This is a genomic window from Nannocystis sp. (assembly GCF_016714285.1).
GTDB lineage: Bacteria > Myxococcota_A > Polyangia > Nannocystales > Nannocystaceae > Nannocystis.
The window spans coordinates 90,715-107,734 of record NZ_JADJNN010000013.1 but is presented as its reverse complement, the minus strand read 5'-3'; the positions used below and the strand labels follow the sequence as shown (position 1 = coordinate 107,734).

The 17,020-nt window shown below is 71.6% G+C and carries 18 protein-coding genes; 6 read left to right on the top strand and 12 right to left on the bottom strand.

Annotation, left to right across the window (positions count from 1 at the left end; translation table 11 throughout):
* Complete coding sequence (locus tag IPJ59_RS22580) at nucleotides 1-1,500, bottom strand: M14 family metallopeptidase (RefSeq protein WP_293273253.1); 1,500 nt, start codon at nucleotides 1,498-1,500, stop codon at nucleotides 1-3.
* Nucleotides 1,501-1,548: 48 nt separating this feature from the next.
* Here IPJ59_RS22580 and IPJ59_RS22575 point away from each other — a divergent pair, with 48 nt between their 5' ends.
* On the top strand, nucleotides 1,549-3,717 hold the full coding sequence (locus IPJ59_RS22575; RefSeq protein WP_293273252.1) for a tetratricopeptide repeat protein: 2,169 nt from the start codon (nucleotides 1,549-1,551) through the stop codon (nucleotides 3,715-3,717).
* A 21-nt stretch (nucleotides 3,718-3,738) separates the two neighbouring features.
* Here the strand turns inward: IPJ59_RS22575 and IPJ59_RS22570 are convergent, their stop codons facing one another.
* Nucleotides 3,739-5,253 carry a peptidoglycan-binding domain-containing protein gene (locus tag IPJ59_RS22570; protein WP_293247742.1) on the bottom strand — a complete coding sequence of 505 codons (1,515 nt, stop codon included), beginning with the start codon at nucleotides 5,251-5,253 and terminating at the stop codon, nucleotides 3,739-3,741.
* Between the two features lie 237 nt (nucleotides 5,254-5,490).
* Here IPJ59_RS22570 and IPJ59_RS22565 point away from each other — a divergent pair, with 237 nt between their 5' ends.
* From IPJ59_RS22565 to IPJ59_RS22555, 3 genes are read left to right on the top strand one after another with little or no spacing between them, the layout of a single operon-like run.
* Nucleotides 5,491-5,916, top strand: coding sequence for a hypothetical protein (locus tag IPJ59_RS22565; RefSeq protein ID WP_293247745.1), 426 nt, complete (start codon nucleotides 5,491-5,493; stop codon nucleotides 5,914-5,916).
* Nucleotides 5,913-6,470 carry a hypothetical protein gene (locus tag IPJ59_RS22560; protein WP_293247747.1) on the top strand — a complete coding sequence of 186 codons (558 nt, stop codon included), beginning with the start codon at nucleotides 5,913-5,915 and terminating at the stop codon, nucleotides 6,468-6,470. Before IPJ59_RS22565 ends, IPJ59_RS22560 begins: the two co-directional genes overlap by 4 nt.
* Nucleotides 6,461-6,778 carry a hypothetical protein gene (locus IPJ59_RS22555; RefSeq protein WP_293247749.1) on the top strand — a complete coding sequence of 106 codons (318 nt, stop codon included), beginning with the start codon at nucleotides 6,461-6,463 and terminating at the stop codon, nucleotides 6,776-6,778. The genes IPJ59_RS22560 and IPJ59_RS22555 overlap by 10 nt, the downstream gene beginning before the upstream one ends.
* Before the next feature lie 8 nt (nucleotides 6,779-6,786).
* Here IPJ59_RS22555 and IPJ59_RS22550 read toward each other — a convergent pair whose 3' ends face one another.
* Nucleotides 6,787-7,746 (bottom strand): NAD(P)-dependent alcohol dehydrogenase, encoded by a 960-nt coding sequence (locus tag IPJ59_RS22550; RefSeq protein ID WP_293273251.1) that lies wholly within the window; start codon nucleotides 7,744-7,746, stop codon nucleotides 6,787-6,789.
* Between the two features lie 234 nt (nucleotides 7,747-7,980).
* On the opposite strand from IPJ59_RS22550, the gene boxB reads away from it, so the two are divergent.
* Nucleotides 7,981-9,402, top strand: a complete 1,422-nt coding sequence (gene boxB / locus IPJ59_RS22545; protein WP_366524665.1) for a benzoyl-CoA 2,3-epoxidase subunit BoxB — start codon at nucleotides 7,981-7,983, stop codon at nucleotides 9,400-9,402.
* Nucleotides 9,403-9,422: 20 nt separating this feature from the next.
* Here boxB and IPJ59_RS22540 read toward each other — a convergent pair whose 3' ends face one another.
* From IPJ59_RS22540 to IPJ59_RS22525, 4 genes are all read right to left on the bottom strand, one after another.
* The gene (locus tag IPJ59_RS22540) at nucleotides 9,423-10,337 is read right to left on the bottom strand and encodes a DUF808 domain-containing protein (RefSeq protein WP_293273249.1); all 915 of its coding nucleotides are present in this window, start codon (nucleotides 10,335-10,337) and stop codon (nucleotides 9,423-9,425) included.
* A gap of 90 nt (nucleotides 10,338-10,427) precedes the next feature.
* The gene (locus tag IPJ59_RS22535) at nucleotides 10,428-10,556 is read right to left on the bottom strand and encodes an aminopeptidase N C-terminal domain-containing protein (RefSeq protein WP_293247761.1); all 129 of its coding nucleotides are present in this window, start codon (nucleotides 10,554-10,556) and stop codon (nucleotides 10,428-10,430) included.
* Between the two features lies 1 nt (nucleotide 10,557).
* Nucleotides 10,558-11,712 carry an Imm21 family immunity protein gene (locus IPJ59_RS22530; protein ID WP_293273248.1) on the bottom strand — a complete coding sequence of 385 codons (1,155 nt, stop codon included), beginning with the start codon at nucleotides 11,710-11,712 and terminating at the stop codon, nucleotides 10,558-10,560.
* A 160-nt stretch (nucleotides 11,713-11,872) separates the two neighbouring features.
* Nucleotides 11,873-12,802, bottom strand: a complete 930-nt coding sequence (locus IPJ59_RS22525; protein ID WP_293273247.1) for a hypothetical protein — start codon at nucleotides 12,800-12,802, stop codon at nucleotides 11,873-11,875.
* 153 nt (nucleotides 12,803-12,955) lie between these two features.
* Here IPJ59_RS22525 and IPJ59_RS22520 point away from each other — a divergent pair, with 153 nt between their 5' ends.
* Nucleotides 12,956-13,132, top strand: a complete 177-nt coding sequence (locus IPJ59_RS22520) for a hypothetical protein (RefSeq protein ID WP_293247770.1) — start codon at nucleotides 12,956-12,958, stop codon at nucleotides 13,130-13,132.
* A 21-nt stretch (nucleotides 13,133-13,153) separates the two neighbouring features.
* Here IPJ59_RS22520 and IPJ59_RS22515 read toward each other — a convergent pair whose 3' ends face one another.
* From IPJ59_RS22515 to IPJ59_RS22495, 5 genes are all read right to left on the bottom strand, one after another.
* Nucleotides 13,154-13,885: a sterol desaturase family protein gene (locus tag IPJ59_RS22515; RefSeq protein WP_293247773.1), complete on the bottom strand. Its 732-nt coding sequence runs from the start codon at nucleotides 13,883-13,885 to the stop codon at nucleotides 13,154-13,156.
* 73 nt (nucleotides 13,886-13,958) lie between these two features.
* Nucleotides 13,959-14,378 (bottom strand): CBS domain-containing protein, encoded by a 420-nt coding sequence (locus IPJ59_RS22510; RefSeq protein WP_293247776.1) that lies wholly within the window; start codon nucleotides 14,376-14,378, stop codon nucleotides 13,959-13,961.
* A gap of 117 nt (nucleotides 14,379-14,495) precedes the next feature.
* Entirely contained in the window at nucleotides 14,496-14,810 is a 315-nt protein-coding gene (locus IPJ59_RS22505; protein WP_293273246.1) for a hypothetical protein, read from the bottom strand.
* The gene (locus IPJ59_RS22500; RefSeq protein WP_293247825.1) at nucleotides 14,807-16,198 is read right to left on the bottom strand and encodes a radical SAM protein; all 1,392 of its coding nucleotides are present in this window, start codon (nucleotides 16,196-16,198) and stop codon (nucleotides 14,807-14,809) included. The genes IPJ59_RS22505 and IPJ59_RS22500 overlap by 4 nt, the downstream gene beginning before the upstream one ends.
* A 5-nt stretch (nucleotides 16,199-16,203) precedes the next feature.
* Nucleotides 16,204-16,950, bottom strand: a complete 747-nt coding sequence (locus IPJ59_RS22495) for a prolipoprotein diacylglyceryl transferase family protein (RefSeq protein WP_293273245.1) — start codon at nucleotides 16,948-16,950, stop codon at nucleotides 16,204-16,206.
* Nucleotides 16,951-17,020: the final 70 nt, after the last annotated feature.

The following is a 17,020-nucleotide window of genomic DNA, read 5'->3' as shown; positions in this document are numbered from 1 at the left end:
TCAGGGGACGCGCCAGGCCGGGTGCTCGTCGCCGATCGCGGGCGGTGGCAGGATGTCGTTCTCGACCGCGCCGTCGTCGCTCTCGGGCTCACACAGGTAGACGGCGATGGCCCCGAGCGGCTGCTCGGTGGCGACGCGCGACCAGCCTGCTGGTGCGGCGCGGGTCGAGTGCCGCCATTCGACGCCGACCTCGCCGACGCGCGCGGCCTCGAGGATCGCCCGCCCGTCCTCGGCGCCGAGCGACGCGATCGTGGCGACCTCGACCTCGTGCACACCGCTGGCGGGTTCGACCCGCAGGCCGTGGCGCTGGAGGTGCTCGGCGAGCGCGGGCGGGACGAGATAGGCGCGTGGGCGATCGACCACGGTGGTGCCGACGAAGCGGGCGTGGTGCGGCAGGCGCAGTGTGACGGGCTCGCCCGCGAGGGTGCGAGGGCTGCGGGTGAGCACCTCGACGGGCTCGGCGCGGGTGTCCAGGCGGTAGCGGACGGCGACGCGGTCGGGCGGGCGGGCGCAGGCGGCCACCAATTCGCGGATCTCCGCGGCGTGCTGCGCGGCCCAGCCGAGGGTCTCGATCTGCCACGCCGACGCGGTGTGGACGCGCTGCTCGAAGGGGAGGTAGCTGTAGCACTCGAGCAGGAGGTCGAGCCGGCCGGTGAGGCCGCGGTAGTTGGAGCCGAAGCGCGGGTGGTGCGGGTAGGTCATCCAGCCGAGGCCGACGGGGGCGTGGGGATCGACCTCGCCGTCGGCGTCGAGGACCCGCTCGTCCTCGACGAAGTTGCCGTACCAGCCGGAGTCGAGGCCGCGCTTGCGTACGGCGGCCATGACCTCGGGGACCAGGCGCTCGCGCATCAGGGCGATCGGTTCGGGGCGCCCGGACTCGCCGGTGTGCGGGACGTCGACGGTCATGTGGAAGCGGTGGACCGAGCCGTTGGTGGCGTGGTTGTCGATCGTGAGGTCGGGGGCCCAGGGGATGCACACGCGCTGCTGGAGCAGGCGCATCTCGGGGGCGGCCTGGCGGAGGTAGTCGCGGTTCAGGTTGATGCCGTGGCTCTGGGTGCGCGTGCCGACCAGCGGGCCGGGCTGGCCGCTGAGCTTCTTGAGGTCGAGGCGGCGGTTCTTGGGGTCGAGGGCGTCGTTGCCGTCGGGGTTGAAGAGGGGGACGACGAGGAGGACGATGTCCGCGAGCCAGTCGGGGTGGTTCCCGCTCAGGAGGTCGCGGACGAGCGCGAGGCTGGCCTCCTTGCCCTCGACCTCGCCGGGGTGGATCCCGTCGAGCATGAGGACGACGGGGCGACCGCTGCGGCGGGCCTCCTCGGGCGTGCGCAGGCCGCCCTGCGAGAGCACCAGGAGCGGCAGCTCGCGGCCGCCGGGGCTGCGGCCGAAGTCGCTGACGTGCAGGCGCGGGTCGCCCTGCGCGGCGAGGCCGGCGACAAAGCGCATCACGTCGGCGTGGAGGGAGGTCTCGCGGTAGCCGGTGGCCTCGGCGCGGGTGAGCAGCATGAGCTGCTTTTACAACGAGTCGGGGCGCCGGTGGCATACTGCCGCGGGATGCGACCGGCCCAGCGTTCACTGCTGCGCGCGGCGTGGCACGCCGAGGCGGGCCGGTGGGGGTCGGCGCGGGCCGAGGCGCTCGCGGCGGTGACGGCCGCGCCGGCGGACGGGGTGGTGCAGCTGGCCGCGGCGCACCTGCTGCACGTGACGCGGGATCATCAGCGCGGGCTGGTGGCGCTGGGCGAGGCGCGTCGCCTGCTGCCGGGCGAGGCGCCGCGGATCTTGCGACGGGTGATCGCCTGCGCGGAGAGCTTGGGCTGGGAGCGCGAGGTCGCGGAGGCGTGCGCGGAGGGTCGTCGGTTGGCGCCGCGGGACCCGGCCTGGGACGCGCTGTTGTTGGCGATGCACCGACGCGGGGGTGACGACGAGGCGGCGCTGGTGGCCGCCGAGGCGGCGCTGCAGCTGGCGCCGCGCTGGTCGGCGCTGCAGCTCGAGCGCGCCGCGATCCTGGCTCGCCTCGGGCGCGGGCGCGAGGCCGGGGCGGCCGTCGCTCGCGCGCTCGAGCTGGCCCCGCTCGATGCTCGTGCGCACCGCTGTGAGGCCGCGTCGGTGCTCGTCGAGGCCGGGGACTTTCGCGGCGCGGCGGCGCAGTGGCACGCCGCGCTCGCGCAGGACGGGGCCGCCGTCGGCGTCATCGGCGACGCGGCGGCGGGGCACGCCGCGCTCGCGCAGGACGGGGCAGCCGTCGGCGTCATCGGCGACGCGGTGGCGGGGCTCGCCGAGCTGTGCCTGCGGGTCGGCGATCGGGCGGGGGCCGCGGCCTGGGCGGCGCGCGCTGGCGCTGGCGGGCGTCCGCTGGCGCTGCGGGTGGCTGGCGCTTCGGACATGTCCTCCGGGACATGGTCGGCGGCGCTGGCTCGCTTCGACGAGGCGCTCGCGCTGGCGGACGAGGCGACGACCTGGCTGTGGCGCGCCGAGGCGCTGCTGCGGCTCGGCCGCGACGCCGAGGCCGCGGACGCGCTGACGCGGGCCGGGACCGGGGGCCGCGGCGACAACTTCGTGGCCGCGCTGCTGCGCCTGCTCCTCGCGGCGCGCGCGGCCCCGGACGCGGAGCTGCGGCCGCTGCACGTCGAGGCCTTCGCGGCGGCGCTGCACGAGCAGGGGCCGGAGCTGGGGCGGGCGCTGGAGGTCGGCACGCTGGCGGCCGGGGCGGTCGCGGTGGAGGCTGCGCTGCGCCGCCTGGGCGGCAGCCGCGAGGCGCCGCTCAGCTGGTGCGATGTACCTGTCCCCGGGGACAGCCCATTGCTGCATGAACATGTCCCATGGGACAGCCAGGCGAAGGTGCATGAACATGTCCCATGGGACAGCCAGCCGAGGGTGCATGAACATGTCCCATGGGACATGCTCACGAGGCTGCGTCGATTCGCCAGCCGTGGGGGTCCGCGGCGCGCGTCACGGAGCGCGCTGGGGACGATCCGCGGCGCCGAGGCGGGGCGCGTGCTGGCTCGCTTCGCCGGCGTGATCGCGGCTCACCCGGCCTCGTCGTTGCCGATCTGCCATCGCGGCGAGCTGCGCCTGTGGCTCGGCGACGTCGACGCTGCGGTGGCTGACCTGGATGCCGCGCTGGCGATCTCGCCGCACACGCGCTGGGCCTACATCGGCCGGACCATGGCGGCGCTGCTGCAGGGCGACCCGGCCGCGGCGCTGGCCGAGGACGCGCGGGGCGTCGCCATGATGGGCGGCGAGGGTCCGGCGGTCTACGTCCACCGCGGCGAGGCGCTGCGCCGGCTCGGTCGCCCGGAGGCCGCGCTGCTCGAGCTGCGTCGCGCCGTCGGGCTGCACCCTGGTCGGCTCGGCGCGTGGCTCAACCTCGGCCTCAGCCACGCGGCGCTCGGGGGGCACGGGGGGCACGCGGGGCTCGCGGCGGTCTTCGATCGCCTGCGCGAGCGCAGCCCCGGCCTCGTCTCGGACGCCGCCGCTGCCTGCGGGCTCGCGGCCTGGCGTGACCCGGACGACCCGGTGCCCGCGGCGGCGCAGCAGGCCGTGCTCGCGCGGGCGCTGGTGATGCTGCGCGGCAACCGGTCGTCGAGCCTCGTCACCTATTTCACCGAGCAGGGCCAGCTCCGCGTGGCCCAGGACGGCGCGCCGGCGGGTCGCGGTCCGCACGCCCGCGACGCGCAGGACCTCGCGCAGGCGCGGGCGCTGGCCCGCGGCGCCCGCCCGTGAGTTGAGGTCGCGGCGGCCAGCTCAGGCCATGCTGCGCTGGCCGACGAAGGAGCCGCGCGCGCGGCTGAGGTCGAGCGCGTACTTGTCGTAGCTGCCGCTCTTCGCCCGTCTGCGCTCGTCCGAGAGGAGCTCGGCAAAGTCCTTCTCGAGGTCGCTGTAGACGTCCCAGGTGCCGGGGTCGTAGACATCGGCGGCGGCGTGCTTCTGTTGCAGCTGCGCGAGGAAGCGGTTGGACCAGGCGACCACGTAGGCGGGCATCCAGTTGTGCAGGCGGACGATGAGCGCCAGCCCGCGCTCCGAGGTGAGGTAGCGAGTCACAGAGCCGCCCTTGCTGCTGCCGTCGTCCTTGCGGCCGATGACCTTCTGGATCGCCTTGAGCAGGAAGCTGCGCCGCCAGAACACCATCTGTCCCAGTTGTAGCGATGCGTCGTTGCCCGCCAGCAGGAACGCGCCGATCAGCCGCGGCTGGGTGCGGATGTACTGCCAGCCGTCGTCGCCGCGCTTGACGCCCTCGGGTGAGCTGACCACCACGTGCCAGCCGGTCATGGTCTTCTGCTTCCACGGGTAGGCGCCGTAGGCCACGTCGATGCCGTTGGCCGCGAAGCAGCGCTGATACGCGGCCTTGCTGCGGGCATTGTCCTTGAGGTCGGCCATGAGCGCGGCCAGGGTGCCCGCGTGGCCGGCGAACTGGGCCATCCCCCACGATACGATCTGGTCGTCCCAGGTGTTGATCGCCCCGAACTGGCCGCCCGACTCCTTGAGCGCGTTGGCCTTCAAGATCCGCAGCTCGCTCGCGCTGTAGCCCGCGCCGAGGATGTCGCGGTCGGGCACCAGGTTGAGGCGCGCGCCGTAGTACTTGCTCACATTGTACGGCTTGTACTTGCGATAGTTCGGGGTCCAGTACGAGAAGCGCACCGTGCTCTGGCCGTCGCTGATCGCGTACTCCACCGTGCCGTCGACCGATTCCTCCACGACGGTCAGGGCCCCCACGGTGGTCTGCGTGGGGGGGGTCTGGGTCGCCTGCTCCGCGTTGACCGGCGCCGGCTCCTCCTCGCACGGCGTCGTGTCGTCGATCACCGGCGTCTCGTCGTCGTCGCCCTCGTGGCGGGTCGTCGCCTTGGTGCCGGTCTGCAGCTCGAGCTCGGCGATCGTCTTGGCCCCGGCGATGCCGTCCACGCCCAGCGCCGCGGCGCCCGGCCGCAGCTCGCGGACCCGCCGCTGGAAGGTCTTCACCGCCACTCGCGTGCGCGGCCCGAGCTCGCCGTCGACGACGAGCTCCGGTGCCACCAGGGCCTTGAGCGCGCTCTGCAGCCAGCGCTCGAAGCTCGCGTCGTCCTCCAGCGCGACCGGACCGCCGAACGAGAGCGGCCCCTCGAGCTCCTCGAGCCCCTCGGCGTCGAACTCGTCCCACGGCTCATCGGGGTCGTACTCCGGGCGCTCGACCGAGTCTTCCGCTCCGGCGTCGAAGCTGATGATGTCGTCGGGGTAGGTGCCCGGCGGTGCGGTGTCGATCATTTCCAGCGTTTCATCCGTCATGCAACCAATCTCCAGCGTCGTGGATGATACAAGAACCCGGCGCCCACGAATCGTCGCACTGTATGGGGCGCTCGCGCTCGCCGCTCTGCCAGCGCGCGGCGCAGGTTCACGCCGCGCGATCGTGCTGGCATTGTCGCGGCCCCGGGCGCCGTGTTAGGTAGCGATCATTGGGCCTTGGGGGTGGAGCGTGCGCGCCAAAGTATCGACATTCGCACATGAGCGCCCGGCGGTGGGCGCTTGAGGTTGCCACGCGAGAAGGCCAGCGACGCGTCGGGCGACAGCGGCTCGCCGGAGATCGTGATCGAGGAGAGCGGCTCCAGCGGGCCCGCGGACGGCATCCAGAGCTTCGTCGCCAAGCTCAGCGGCACGATCTCGCGGGCCCTCGATGACATGGGCAGCCTCGAGGTCAGCACCTACGTCACCGGTGACATGACCAGCATCTACGTCGAGGAGGGCCAGGTCATCGGCGCCGCGCTGCGGGCCTACACCCGCGTCGCGCTCGACGGCGACACGATCGTCTGCCTGCCCGAGCGCGACGGCGAGATCGACCGGGCCCTGCTCGAGATCCACGCAGCCTCGGTCAAGCAGGCCCAGGAGGCCCGCTGCGAGCTGATGCGCACGATCGTCGAGGCGGCCGCCCGCCTGACCGGGCCGGGCCGATGAGCGACGCGACGGGATTCGCGGCGCTCGAGGCGAGGGTCCACGCGATCGTCGACGCCCTGAGCCGCGACGAGGTCGCCGACGACGCGGGGCTCGCCCGTCTCGCCCGCCTCGTCCGACCGGCGCACAGCGGCGACAGCGAGGGAGCCGGGGCCAGCGCCGACGAGCGTTCGCTCGCCCGCCTGCAGCGCGAGTGGTCGGAGTTCTCGGCCCGGGCCTTGCGTGAGCTCGAAGAGCACGCCTGGGTCGGCGGTGGTCCGCTGCGCAGCCACATCAGCGCGATCGGGGATGTGCAGCTGGTGGTCGGCGCGAGCGTCAGCGCGGCCCAGCGGGCGGCGCATCTCGACGAGGTGCAGGCGGTGTACGCCGCGCGGGCGCGGCGGCTGCGGCTGCTGGCGACGATCGTCGTCACGGCCCGAAGGATCGCCGGGCTGGTGGTCACGCCCGCGGGATTGATCTCGGCCCTGCCTGTGGCCCTCGCGTGTGTTCGCGAGGCCCACGCGCGGGGCGAAGGAACGCGCGCCGACGTCGGCGCGGGAGGCATCGCATGGCTGTGAACGACATCAAGGAGGCCGGCCGCAACGCGGCCGACACGATCCGCAAATACATCGAGGACGTCGCCGAGCTGCGCGTCGAGACCCAGACCCTCGTCGTCGGCACGGACGCCGCGCCGCAGCTCGCGGCCCGCACCACCCTGCGCCTCGACGGCGACAACACCACCGTGCTCCCGGTCCAGGCCTCGGCCGCCGGCAAGCTCGAGGTCGACGCCGCGCTGCACGAGCTGCACATGCAGCACGTGCGCAACGCGATCGAGTACCGCAACAAGATCCTCGAGGTCCTCGGGGGCCTGCTGCGGGCCCGCTGAGCCTCACGCTAGGGGATGAGCACGATCTTGCCGGTCATGCGCCCGGCCTGGCTGAGCGCGAGGGCCCGCTCCGCCTCGGCCAGCGGGATGCGCTCCTCGATGCGCACCCGCAGCGCCCCGCTGGCGACCGCGTCGACGACCGCCCGCAGCCTCGCCGCCGTCGGCCGCCCGAGCACGCTGCGCGACGTGAAGGGCGGGACCACGACATTGAGCGACTCGCCGAGGCCCTCGGCGGCGATCATGACGTGGCGACCGCCGGGCCCGAGCAGGCGGCGACAGGCCGCGCCCGAATAGCCACCGACCGCGTCGAGCACCACCTGAAACGGCGCCAGGGCCCGCGCCGCCACCAGCGGGTCGCCCTGCGTGTAGTCGATCACCGCCTCGGCCCCGAGCTCGCGCACCAGCGCCGCGTTCTTGCCCGAGCACACGCCCACCGCGCTGCCGCCCTGCGCCCGCGCGAACTGCACCGCGAGCTGACCCACGCCGCCCGACGCCCCCAGCACCAGCGCCCGCTGCCCCGGGCCGAGGCGGCCGACCTCGACGATGCAGCGATAGGCAGTCACGCCGGCCACCGGCAGCGCCGCGGCGAGCTCGAGGTCGAAGCCGGCGGGCAGCAGCGCGAGCTGGCTCTCGCGCACCACCACCGTGTCGGCCTGGCTGCCCCGTTGCCCGCGTGAGAAGTCGGTGCCGCCGACCACCGGGTCGCCGACCTTCACGCTCGTGACCTGGGCGCCCACGGCCTCGACCACCCCGGCGAAGTCGACCCCGAAGATCACCGGCGGTCGCGGGCCGATCAGCCGCGCGGCGAGGCGCAGCGGGCCGCGCTGGCGCATCTTCCAATCGACAGGGTTGACCCCGATCGCCCGCACCGCCACCCGCACCTCGTTGGCCCGCGGCTCGGGCGTCGGCAGCTCGATCGCCACCAAGGGCTCGCCCGCGGCCCAGCTGCGCTGCGCCATCGCCCTCATGGCGATCCTCCGACGCGGTGACTCGGGGCAGGGCAGTGGCGGGGTCGGGCGGTCATTCGCCGCGATGGTAGACCAGCCCACGCAGCGCCCGGCGCCGCGGTGCGGCGCGAGTGAGCTGCACCCGTGTGCCGTCACACGCGCCAAATCCACCGCCCCGCGACCTTGCACACGAAAGTTCTTCGCTCGTCGTCCGCGGCTCGGGTGGTGACGCTGACGATCAGCGAGGTCTCCCTGATGCTGGTCCCGTCCGTCGACCTGAACGCCAAGATCCCCAATAACGTCGGCCTCGCCGACGACCCCAAGGTCCGCCGCGCCCTCGAGCACTGGCAGCCCAAGTACCTCGAATGGTGGCGCGACATGGGCCCGGCCGACTTCTCCGAGCGCGAGATCTATCTGCGCACCGCGGTCTCGGTCGAGCCCGGCGGTTGGGCCCACTGGGAGCAGGTGCGGATGCCGGAGTACCGCTGGGGCGTGTTCCTCACCCCGCACGCGCAGGCCGCGACGATCCACGTCGGCGACGACACTGGCGCGCCCGCGTGGGACGAGGTCCCGGGCGAGCACCGCGGGGCGCTGCGCCGGATCATCGTCACCCAGGCCGACACCGAGCCCGCCAGCGTCGAGCAGCAGCGCCTGCTCGGGCACATGGCGCCCTCGCTCTACGACATGCGCAACCTGTTCCAGGTCAACGTCGAGGAGGGCCGCCACCTGTGGGCGATGGTCTATCTGCTGCACAAGTACTTCGGCAAGGACGGCCGCGACGAGGCCGAGGCGCTGTTGCAGCGCCGCTCCGGCGACCCCGACCACCCGCGGATCCTCGGCGCCTTCAACCAGCCCTGCGATCACTGGCTGTCGTTCTTCTGCTTCACCATGTTCGCCGACCGCGACGGCAAGTTTCAGCTGGCCGCGCTGCGCGAGAGCGCGTTCGATCCGCTGGCCCGCTCCTGCGAGTTCATGCTCACCGAGGAGGCCTTCCACCTGTTCGTCGGCGAGACCGGCATGGAGCGCATCATCCGTCGCGCCGCCGAGCTCGAGGCCGTCGACCCAGACGGCGACGTGCGGCGCCAGGGCGGCGTCGACTTCGGCACGCTGCAGCGGGCGATCAACTACTGGTTCAGCTACTGCCTCGACCTGTTCGGCAGCGAGCTGTCCAACAACGCCGCCGGCTACTTCGGCGCCGGCCTCAAGGGCCGCTTCAAGGAGGCCGAGCGCTACGGCGATCACCAGGCGCTCACGCAGCACTACACGCTGGCCAGCGTCGAGCACGACCGTATCGTCGAGCGCGAGGTCCCGCTGCGCACCGCGATCAACGAGGTCCTGCGCGACGATTACATCCACGACTGCGAGCGGGCCCTCCGCAAGTGGAACCATATGCTCGCCGAGATGGGCTCGTCGCAGCGCCTGCGCCTGCCGAACCGCCGCTTCCACCGGCATCAGGGCATTCACGCCGGGTACAGCTTCAACCCCGAGGGTGAGCTGATCACGGCCGGCCAGTTCGCCGCCCGCCGCGACGACTGGCTGCTCTCCGCCGCCGACAATGCATATCTGCGCTCGATCATGACGCCCGTGCGCGAGCCGGGGAAGATGGCCAACTGGATCGCCCCACCGCGTCGCGGCATCGGCGGACAGGACCTCGAGTACGCCTACGTCCGCGGTTGACGCGAAGCCCGGGCACACGCTCAGGGCTGGCGGCGAACCAGGCGTTTGCCGCCCGCGACGAGGGCCAGCAGAACCGCGCCCGCGAGCAGACCGACCAGGCCGACGAACAGGCTCGACAGCACAAAGCCGGCCCCTGGCACGCCGGCCACGGCGCGCACCAGCTGCTCGCCGAGGGCCTCGGCGCCGGGGATGCCGTGGACCAGGATGCCGCCGCCGACCAGGAACATGGCGATGGTCCCGGCGATCGACAGGCCCTTCATCAGGTAGGGCGCGCCCCACAGGATCGCCCCGCCGAGCGCGCGCGCGGGGCCGCTGCTGCGGCGCAGGCGCAGGCCGAGGTCATCGAGCTTGACGATGCCGGCGACGAGGCCGTAGACGCCGACAGTCATCACCACCGCGATCGTGATCAGGGCCGCGATGCGGGTCCCCACCGGCGCCGAGGCGATCGCGCCGAGCGAGATCACGATCACCTCGGCCGACAGGATGAAGTCCGTACGAATGGCGCCGCGAATCTTCGCCTTCTCGAACGCGACCATGTCGACCGCCGGATCGGCGATCGCCTGCACGAGCGCCTCGTGGTGCCGCTTCGCCGCGGCCGGCGCGAACAGCTTGTGCGTCAGCTTCTCGCAGCCCTCGTAGCAGAGGACCGCGCCGCCGAGCATCAGCAGCGGCGTGATGGCCCAGGCCGCGACGGCGCTGATGAGCAGGGCCGTCGGCACGAGGATCAGCTTGTTGACGGCCGAGCCCCTGGCGACCGCCCACACGACCGGGAGCTCGCGGTCGGGTGAGACCCCCGCGACCTGCTCGGCGTTGAGCGCGAGGTCATCGCCGAGGACACCCGCGGTCTTCTTGGTGGCGACCTTGGTGAGCACCGCGACGTCGTCGAGCAGCGCCGCGAGGTCGTCGAGGAGGGTGAACAGGGTCGTGCCGGCCATGGGAGCGGGTCGTAGCTTATCCGCTCGTCCGGCCGTTGGCGGCCCCGGAACTGCGACACGGGCGACATGGCGCCCCCACGGCCCGCGCCGCTATTGCAGCGCCCGGCCCACGATCTCCTGCACCGACTTCGACAGCCCGGCCTGGCCCGCGATCCGCTCGAGCTGCCCGCGCATCGCCGCCTGGCGTCCGGCGCAATCCGCTGACGGATCACCGAGCATCTCAGCCGAGCCTTGTCAGCCGCAGAGCACTCGCCATCAACCCATGAAGCTCGCTACCGACGCGGATCTCGCCGTCGTACTCCTGCATTCGTTCCATGGTGTAGCGGCCCGGTGCGAGCTCACCGAGGTACGCCGGCTTCGTCTTCCCCGCGTGTGCCGAGTCGAGCAGCGCGAGCTCCTTCCCGGTCATGCTGAAGACCTCCTTCTGCTTCTTCCACGCCTTCGAGGGCGCCGAGAGCACCGCCTCGAGCACGTGCGACCCGGCATCCGCGCCGACCCAGAAGAGGAGATAAGCGGTGCCCGGCTCCAGCTGCAGGAAGGCCGTCGACACCTGCTCGAGCACCAGCGCCTGGCCCTTGCCCACGGAAAGGATCAGGCCCTTCGCGTCACAAGCGCGGTCGTAGTCGCACGGCGCCGATCCGTAGACATACTCGCCGTCCGCGTCGTACACGCCGTGCCACTGTGGAAGCAGCGACCTCGGGCAGGCGAGCAGCGGCCCGCCGTCGGTGCCGACGAACTTCAACCTCCTGGCGAGCGCCGCGGTCTCCTTGCGCAGCTCGAGGATCGCGGGCGGGCCAGGCTGCACAGCGACCCGCTTGCCCTTCGGCGGCTGCGGGAGCTCGTCCTTCGCACGAAACCGGTACAACACCACCGCAAAGTCGCGTTCACCGAGCGTGGCGTGGTCGACCACGTACTTCCCCGGCGGCAGCGTCACCGGCAGCACGTTCGCATCCTCCCTGGCGATCGGCTGCGGGTCACGCGGCACAGCATCGAACAGCTCGCGTGCCCCGTCCGCAGGACCGTCCAGCGTCACGGTGCTCACCGCGAGCTTCCAGTCGCGCTCGGCCACGGCCCACGGGTCGACGCTGAGCGCCTCCGCCTCGTGGTTGCTGTGGCCCGCGAGGCGTACCAGCACGCCGGCACGCGGGCCGAGCTGATGCCACGTGCTGGGAAACTGTCCCGGGAAGAGGAGGACTCGTTGCTTGCCGAGTTGTCGCGCAAGCACTGGCCCCTTCGTTGCTTTCGCCAGCGCCTTGAGTGTCTTCGCGTCGCGCGTGGTCTGCACGATCGCGCGCACGGTCGACGTGGCGAGCACCAGCGGGCCCGTGGTCCAGAACCAACCTCCGACGATCAGCGACTTCTTCCGTTTGCGCATGGCGGCGACGGTAACAAGACTCGCGGGCGTGGGCGAATCACCCCCGGCGTCACCCCGGCATCAGCGGCTCGCAGGTGAACTTGACGCGCTTGCGACCGCGTCGAGACCGCGGCGACCTTCCTCGGCGCCTTGTCTGCGTCCGCCGTGGTTCGCCTGCGCGTCAATTGTCGGGCTGGATCAGGAAGAAGGTCTTGAGGTCGATGGGCAGGGGCTCCGCGTCCAGCGGGGTCCAGGTGCCGGCGTCCGGGGCGCGGCCGTCGCTGCGCACCTGATACTCGGCGTCGATCCAGCGGATGAGCACGTTGCTGCGGCAGTAGTGATCGTCGGCGTCCATCTCGTAGGTCCCGACGGACAGGTGGAGATGTGGACCGCCGGCCTGGCCGCTCTCGCCGACGCGGCCGACGAACTCACCCTGGGTGATTCTTGGATAGGCGATCGCTGGCTCGAGGCGCTCGAGCCGGGAGGCGTCGGTGGGGCCGCTCTGCTTGCCGGCGATCGCACACGGGGCGTCGGCGTTGCTGTCGGGGATCGGCACATCATCGGCGATCGGGCACAGGCGCTCGGGGATGCTGTTCTGCATGAGATGGGCGAGCAGGATCAGGTGCCCGTCGGCGCTGCGGATCCACAGGTGATTGCCGGTGGCCATGCACTCGCCGCTGGCGAGGGCGGCGCAGCCCGGCGGCGTGTCGTCCTCGCGGTCGGGGAGGTCGTCGGGCATGTTGCGCCAACACGCGACGACCTCGCCGTCGACCGGCGCATGCAGGTCCATGCCCCAGATCGCGTGGTCGGCCTGCGAGCTGCCGCCGTTGGTCTTGTCGCCCGAGTAGGCGCGGGCGGCTGGGTCCCAGCGCGAGGCGCCGAGGTCGTAGCCGCAGCCGCCGCCGTGGCTGCCGGGGCACGGGAAGTAGCCGTCGCCGCCGTGGCCCGCGGTCGAGACGTGGGTGTCCGCGGGCAGGGAGCTGCTCCGCCACGGCGGGCGCAGGGCGAAGCTCGGCGTGTCGTCGTCGATATCGGGCGGCGTCGATCCAGGCGGATCGTCGGCGCAGCCGGCGAGCAGCGACACGAGGCCGAGAGACGCGAGGCGCGACATCGTGCCAGGATACTCGAGCGGCGCGGAGCGAGGCAAGGCAAGCGCGGGCGAATGTGCGATCAATAATGGCCTTTCGGACATGTCCGAAGGGTCATGCGGGCGCGAAACTACCGCCTTGTCGGGGCGATGGTTCTCGTGTCTGCTGGCGATCCCATGTCCAAGAATCCCGCTGACAGCACCAAGCCGACGAGCGAGACGCCGAAGGCGCCCGCGACCCCTCAGGACCACGCAGCGCCCGTGAAGCCGCCCCCCAAGGAGGTTCGTCAGCCGTCGCCGGGCGACGAGGGCGCCAGCACCGACGATGGGTCTGGAGGCGCGAGCGCCCCCTGAGCGCGAGCCTCCGGGCGGCCGCTAGAACGGCTTGAAGGTCCCGAAGAGGCGGTCGCTCAGGTTCAGCAGCACCGAGAAATTATGCGGCTTCCCGCCGCCGTGGTGCTCTTCGTGCATCGGCGCGGACGCCAGCACCGAGTTCGGGTAGAGCGGGAGGTCGTATCCGCAGTGCGTCACCATGGTGATGAATGTGTTGATCATGGCATAGGCGGCGAAGATGAGCGGGTGCACGCCGAGCGCGAAGGGGACGATGTAGAGCGTCAGGAACACGCAGAGCGACTCGACCGGGTGGACGTAGAAGCCGCTCCAGACGGTGAGCGGGCGGCGGACCGCGTGGTGCACGGAGTGGACGTGCCGCCAGATCAGGGTGCTCGCGTGCTCGAGGCGATGCCACCAATACGAGAGCAGGTCGCCGACGACGAGCAAGACGGCGACGCCGCCGACCAGCGCGAGCAGGCTCGGAGCGGTCCGCGGGACCTCATTGCGATAGGGCGCCGGGAGCCACATGAGGAGCATGAAGACCGCGAGGTACCCGGGCAGCGTGATCAGCAGATACCTCGCGGCGGCCCTGAACGGCAGCTTCCGCGCGACGAACACGTCGACGGCCGAGAAGGCGATGCCGGCCACGAGCACGGTGGTGATGATCGCGAGCACGAAGAACAGCGGGTGGCTGATCGTGTCGATCCCCAGCGTCCGGACGACGCCGTCCCACAGCGGTTGGAGCAGGCGCGCGCTCGGCTCGTCGGGGAGCACGCCGCCATGAGACCCTATTTCGGGCCCGGTGGGTAGCCCGTGAGGGGGCCTCGGCGAGCTGCTCGGGCCCCGGTTACGCGACCTGGGCCATCATCTCGACGAGGCCGCACAGCGCGGCGAGCCGGTGGAGCGCGTCGACGGTGGTGAACATGCCGACGATCTGGTCGCGCTCGACGACGATGGCGCAGCCGTAGCGGTGGTTGGCCATGTCCGTGGCCACGCGGGCGAGCAGCTCGTCGGGGTGGCAGACGTAGAGCGAGGTGGCCATGACATCCTCGACCTTCTGCAGCTTCAGCGGCACGCGGGTGGTCTCGGCGCGCGACAGGTCACGTTCGCTGAGCAGGCCGACGAGGCGCGTGCCCTCGACGACGGGCAGGTGGCGGATGTGGTGCTCGAACATCCGCTGGCGGGCGTCTTCGAGTGAGAGTCCGACCTGGATCGTGATCGGGCTCGGCTTCATCACCGCTCGCAATCGCTGTTCAACCTGCACCATGGCAAACAATCTATGTCGTGCCGCGGAGAAGCCATCGCCGCAGTGAATTCGCGGCGGCACGCAGGATTGGCGGGCGCCGCTCCGCGACGGCGTCGCCGATCTTGGGGCCAGGGGCTGTCAGCGGCTGCGTACGCCGCTGAGGTCGATCGCGGCGCCGCCGAAGCACACGCCGGCGCCGATCAGCAGCACGAGCGGCGCGCTGGCGAGGAAGCCGAGGCTCGCGTCGCGCTTGCCCGCGAGCGCGAGGATCAGGGCCACGAGCAGGTCGAGGAGGACGTGGGCGCCGCTGGCCAGGCCGATCAGGATCACGTAGGTCATCTGCTCCTCGCCGCCGCCGCTGAGGGTGGCGAACAGCTTGATGGCGATGGCGTAGGCGAGCAGGACGATCAGGTTGACGCTGATGATCTTGTTGAAGGGGGATCGCTCGCTCATTGGGGCCTCCGCAGCTGGACGAGGGCGTGCGCCTTGTCGTCGCGGTAGAACATGTTCATGGTCTCGAAGGGGATGATCTTGAGGTCCTTGCTGACGATATGCACGCAGGAGCGTTTGATCGCGCGGACGTCGAAGTTGTAGGCGTCGATGAACTGCATCACGATGACGCGGAAGATGTTCTCATAGCTGAGGCCGGGCGCGGCGATCTGCGGCAGGCAGCACAGCAGCGCCTGGAGCTCGGGGGCGACGCCGTCGACGGTGTTGCCGGTCGAGAACACGCGCAGCAGGTGCGAGCGCAGGCGCTGGTCGGCCTCGTACACGATCGTGTTGCCGGGCACGCCGAGCAGGTCTTCGGGCCGCAGGTAGCGGGTCAGCGGGATGACCTCACCGCCGAGCTTGAGCGCGTAGCCCATCACCAGGGCGTCGGGGTTGCAGGGCACGGGGATCAGGTCGGCGGCGGTGAAGACGGGGCTCTGGCGCAGGATGTCGCTCCGGACCTGGGTCAGCGTGTAGCGGTCGGTGGCCGGGTTGAAGTGCTCGAGGCGACCGGCGGCCTGGGTCGGCTGGAAGGTGACGCCGCGGACGCACGGCTGCTTGAGCGCGAAGTCGATGATCTCGCCGATCTCGTCGGTGTTCTGTCCCTGCTGTAATGTGACGACGAGGGTGGTCGACAGGCGATATTTGTTGAGGTGGGCGAGGGCCTGCTGCCTAACCTCGCGCAGGTCCTTGCCGCGCAGCGCCACCAGCGGTCCCTCGCGCAGCGAGTCGAATTGCAGGTACACCTCGAAGGCGGGCATGTAGCTGGCCAGGCGCGCGGTGAACTCCTCGTCGCGGGCGATGCGGATGCCGTTGGTGTTGACCATCAGGTGGCGGATCGGTCGCCGCCTGGCGGCGTCGAGGATCTCGAAGAATTGCGGGTGGATCGTCGGCTCACCGCCGCTGATCTGGACCACGTCCGGGCGGCCCTCGCTGGCGACGATCACGTCGAGCATCGCCTCGACCTCGGCGAGGGTGCGGTGGCGGCCGTGGCTCGGCGACGATTCGGCGTAGCAGGTCGGACAGGTGAGATTGCAGCGGTCCGTCACCTCGATCAGCGTCAGGCACGAGTGTTGCTCGTGGTCCGGGCACAGGCCGCAGTCGTAGGGGCAGCCGTGGAGCGTCGGCGTGCCGGGGTGCAGCGGCGCCTCGCCGGGCTTGATGAAGTCGCGACAGCGGCGATAGTAGGCCGCGTCGGTGGCGATCAGCACCTCCTCGGGGCCGTGCTCGGGGCAGCGCTTGCGCATGAGCACGTCGTCGCCCTTGATGATGATCTTGGCGTCGACGCGGCGCAGGCAGCGGCTGCACAGGCTCAGGGTGAAGTCGTAGTATATGTAGTCGCGCTCGGGCATGGGGGTTATCTCGGGGTCACGAGCTCGTGGGGTCGCAGCCAGACTCGACGGTAGTAAATGAGGCCGGCGACGCAGGCGAGCTGGATCGCCGAGAGGCCGGCCCACGGCCGCGGTTCGGGCTTGAGCAGCTCGATCGCCAGGCGAAAGCCGAGGTAGGCGACCATCCACAGCTTGAACAGCGCGCCGTCGGCCAGGCGCACGCGGGCCTGCAGGCGGCGCAGGCCGAGCCACAGCAGGCCGAGGAAGCCGATCTCGTAGAGCGGGAGCGGGTGCCTCGGGACGCCGTCGCCGAGGTCGATCGCCCACGGCAGGCTCGAGGCGACGCCGTGGGTGCCGTCGCCGAGGCCGGCCATGAAGCAGCCGACGCGGCCGATCATCAGGCCGAGCAGCAGCGGATATACCATCAGGTCGCCGGACGAGACGCGCACGCCGAGGCGGCGCTTGGTCCACTCGACGCCGACGAGGCCGCCGAGCAGGCCGCCGACGATCGTCTTGCCGGCCAGGAGCTCGGGGACGGAGTGGGCGGTGGCCCAGGTCTCCGGGTGCTCGAGCAGGGCGAGCAAGCGCGCGCCGAGCAGCGCGCCGGTGACCGCGCCGATGAAGATCCACATCCGGGCGAGATCCGAGATCGGGTCGCCGCGCCGCCGGAGCGCCGCGTAGTAGCGGTAGCCGAGGGTGTAGGCGAGGACCTCGAGCAGCAGGTGCGCCGGCATGCGCACGAAGCCGAGGTCGATGTCGATCGGGAACTGCACCCGCGGCGAGGATCGCCGGTCGGGGCGTCCATCACCAGCCTTGATCCGCGCTCGCGGCAGTGCGGCCGCG